This window comes from Ornithinibacter sp., assembly GCF_035443565.1.
GTDB lineage: Bacteria > Actinomycetota > Actinomycetes > Actinomycetales > Dermatophilaceae > Fodinibacter.
Genome location: NZ_DAORSO010000125.1, coordinates 1 through 3,053 on the forward strand (window position 1 = coordinate 1; position 3,053 = coordinate 3,053).

Annotated in this window: 3 protein-coding genes; all 3 read left to right on the forward strand. The window is 70.2% G+C overall.

Annotated features, from left to right (window positions below; genetic code table 11):
• Positions 1-563 (forward strand): NfeD C-terminal domain-containing protein (locus PLL68_RS11395; RefSeq protein ID WP_324534175.1); only part of this gene is annotated, 563 nt, incomplete at its 5' end.
• A 116-nt stretch (positions 564-679) separates the two neighbouring features.
• Complete coding sequence (locus PLL68_RS11400; RefSeq protein ID WP_324534177.1) at positions 680-2,251, forward strand: flotillin family protein; 1,572 nt, start codon at positions 680-682, stop codon at positions 2,249-2,251.
• A 94-nt stretch (positions 2,252-2,345) separates the two neighbouring features.
• On the forward strand, positions 2,346-3,053 hold a 708-nt coding region (locus PLL68_RS11405; protein WP_324534181.1), incomplete at its 3' end, for a hydantoinase/oxoprolinase N-terminal domain-containing protein.

A 3,053-nucleotide genomic window follows, 5' to 3' on the forward strand; every position in this document is an offset into this window, starting at 1 on the left:
CGCCGCCGACGACCGGCAGCCACTGGCCGGCCACGGAGGGGACCATGCTGACCGCCCTGCTCGTCATCGGAGGCATCGGCATCCTGATGCTGCTCATCTCGTTCGTCGCGGGCGAGGCCCTCGACGGGATGCTGGAGAGCGTCGGCCCCGACTTCCTCTCCGGCCTGGCGGTGGCGGGCTTCCTCGCGGCGTTCGGCTTCGTCGGCGCCCTGGTGCTCGACCTCACCGACTCCAACGGTGCGGCGCTCGGCGCCGGGCTCGTCGCGGGCGCCCTGGTCGGGGTGGGCGCCGGCAAGGCCAGCCAGGTCCTGATGCGCGGCGGCGACGAGTCGACCGTGCGCTCGTCCGGACTGGTCGGGCTCACCGGATCCGTGATCGACGCCATCCCGGCTGACGGTCTGGGCCAGGTCAGCGTCGTCGCGGCCGGACACATCACCCGGCTCAACGCCCGCGCCGACGAACCGCTGCCCAACGGCACCGCCGTCACCGTGACCGCGGTGCTGAGCCCGACCTCGGTGCGGGTGGCCCGCACGGGTGGCTCGTCCCGCCCGGCTGACGCGTAGGGCAGGATCGGGCAGCGACGCGGGGGGAACCGGGTAGGGGCCGTCGACGTCGACTGAGCACACGACCAAGAGCAGTGGAGCGCCGCGCCGACGCGACGCACGAAAGGGCAGACAACATGTTCGGACTCGAGATTCCCGTCGCACTCATCTCGGTACTGGGGCTGGTGACCCTGCTCTTCCTCCTGGGGCTGATCATCGCCTCGAGGTACAAGGTCGCAGGGCCCAACGAGGCGTTCATCGTCACCGGCCGCCCGGGCAAGGAGGTCCGCAACCCCGAGACCGGCATCATGTCGACCGACCTGTCGGGCCAGAAGGTCGTCATGGGTGGTGGCGTGTTCGTCGTCCCGTTCGTGCAGCGCCTGCACGTGCTCGACCTGTCCAGCCGTCGCATCATGATCCAGATCCGCAGCGCCGTGTCCGGCCAGGGCGTCAAGCTCAACCTCGACGGCGTCGCGATCGTCAAGGTCGGCGGCAACGAGGACTCGATCCGCGCCGCGGCCCAGCGCTTCCTCACCCAGCAGGGAGAGATCGAGACCTTCACCCAGGAGACCCTCGCCGGTTCGCTGCGATCCATCGTCGGCTCGCTGAGCGTCGAGCAGATCATCCGTGACCGGGCCGCGTTCGCGCAGCGGGTCGCCGACGAGGCCGAGTCCTCGCTCACCGGTCAGGGCCTGATCCTCGACACCTTCCAGATCCAGGACATCACCGACGACGGCTCCTACCTGTCCGACCTCGGCCGCCCCGAGTCCGCCCGGGTGGGCCAGACCGCGGCGATCGCCGAGGCCAACGCCCGCCAGGCCGCCGAGCAGGCCCGCCTCGCCGCCGAGCAGGAGATCGCCGTCGCGAACCGCCAGCTGGCGCTCAAGCAGTCCGAGATCAAGGCCGAGACGGATGCCGCGGCCGCCACCGCTGCCGCCGCCGGGCCGCTGGCCCAGGCCGACCGCGAGCAGGTCATCCTCACCGAGCAGGAGAAGGTGGCCGTTCGTCAGGCGGCCCTGAAGGAGCGCCAGCTCGACACCGAGGTGCGCAAGCCCGCCGACGCCGAGCGCTACAAGGTCGAGCAGGAGGCCGAGGGTGCCCGCAACGCGGCCATCGCCGAAGCGGACGCCCGCCGTCAGGCCTCCATCGCCGCCGCACAGGCCGAGGCCGAGAAGGCGCGCCTCACCGGTGAGGCCGAGAAGTCACGACGCACCGCGCTGGCCGATGCCGAGGCCATCGAGGGTGAGCGTCGCGGACAGGCCGACAAGGCGCTGCGTGTCGCCCAGGCCGAGGCCCTGCGCGCCGAGGGTGAGGCCCAGGCCAGCGCCATCCTCGCCACCGGCCAGGCCGAGGCCGAGGCGATGAACAAGCGTGCCGACGCCTTCGCCCGGTACAACGAGGCGGCCGTGCTCCAGATGCTCATCGAGGTGCTGCCGAAGGTGGCCCACGAACTCGCTGCACCGATGGGTTCCATCGACCAGCTCACCGTGCTGTCGACCGAGGGTGCGGGTGCCCTGCCCAAGCAGGTGACCGACAACCTCACCCAGACGATGGCGATGCTGAAGAACACCACCGGCATCGACATCCAGAGCATCGTGCAGGGCTTCGGTGATGGCTCGTCGACCAAGACCACGACCACGACGGAACGCCCCGTCAAGGGTTCGGCCGTGTCGGCGCCGTCAGCCACTGCCGCCTCGACCGACGAGTAGGCCCCTGCAGCGGGCTAGTTCTGAGGTGATATCCCCGGCTCGTTGGCAGACATTGCCAACGAGCCGGGGCTGTATCCGAGATTGAATCTGACGCATGGCGACGGCGCAGACGAGCACTTCGAACCGGCGGATCCGGGTGGGCATCGACACCGGAGGGACGTTCACCGACGTCGTCGCCTTCGACGAGGACACCGGCGAGCTCGTGACGACGAAGACCCCGAGCACGCCGGCCAACCCGGCGGACGGCTTCATCGCCGGCATCGAGAAGATCCTCGGGGTGCTCGGCGCGACGGGCACGGACATCACCGCCGTCAGCCACGGCACGACGGTGGCGACGAACAAGCTCCTCGAGGGCAAGGTGGAGCGCCTCGGGTTCATCACCACCGAGGGCTACGAGTTCATGCTCGAGATCGCCCGCCAGGCCGTGCCCGACGGCTACGGCAACTCCTACTTCTGGGTCAAGCCCCCGCGCATCGTCGAGGCCGACCACGTGCGCACCATCGGCGGCCGGATGGACTTCGAGGGCAACGAGCTGCGCCCGTTCGACGAGGCGGATGCCGTGGCGGCCGCCCGCTGGTTCCGTGAGCGCGGCATCACGACGATCGGGGTGTGCCTCCTGCACTCCTACGCCAACGACACGCACGAACTGGCGATGCGCGAGGTGCTGCGCCGCGAGCACCCGGAGGCCGTGGTGTCGATCAGCTCGCAGGTGCTGCGCGAGTACCGCGAGTACGAGCGCTCGATGACCACCCTGGTCGACGCGGCGGTCAAGCCGAACGTCAGCCGCTACGTGCGCAACATC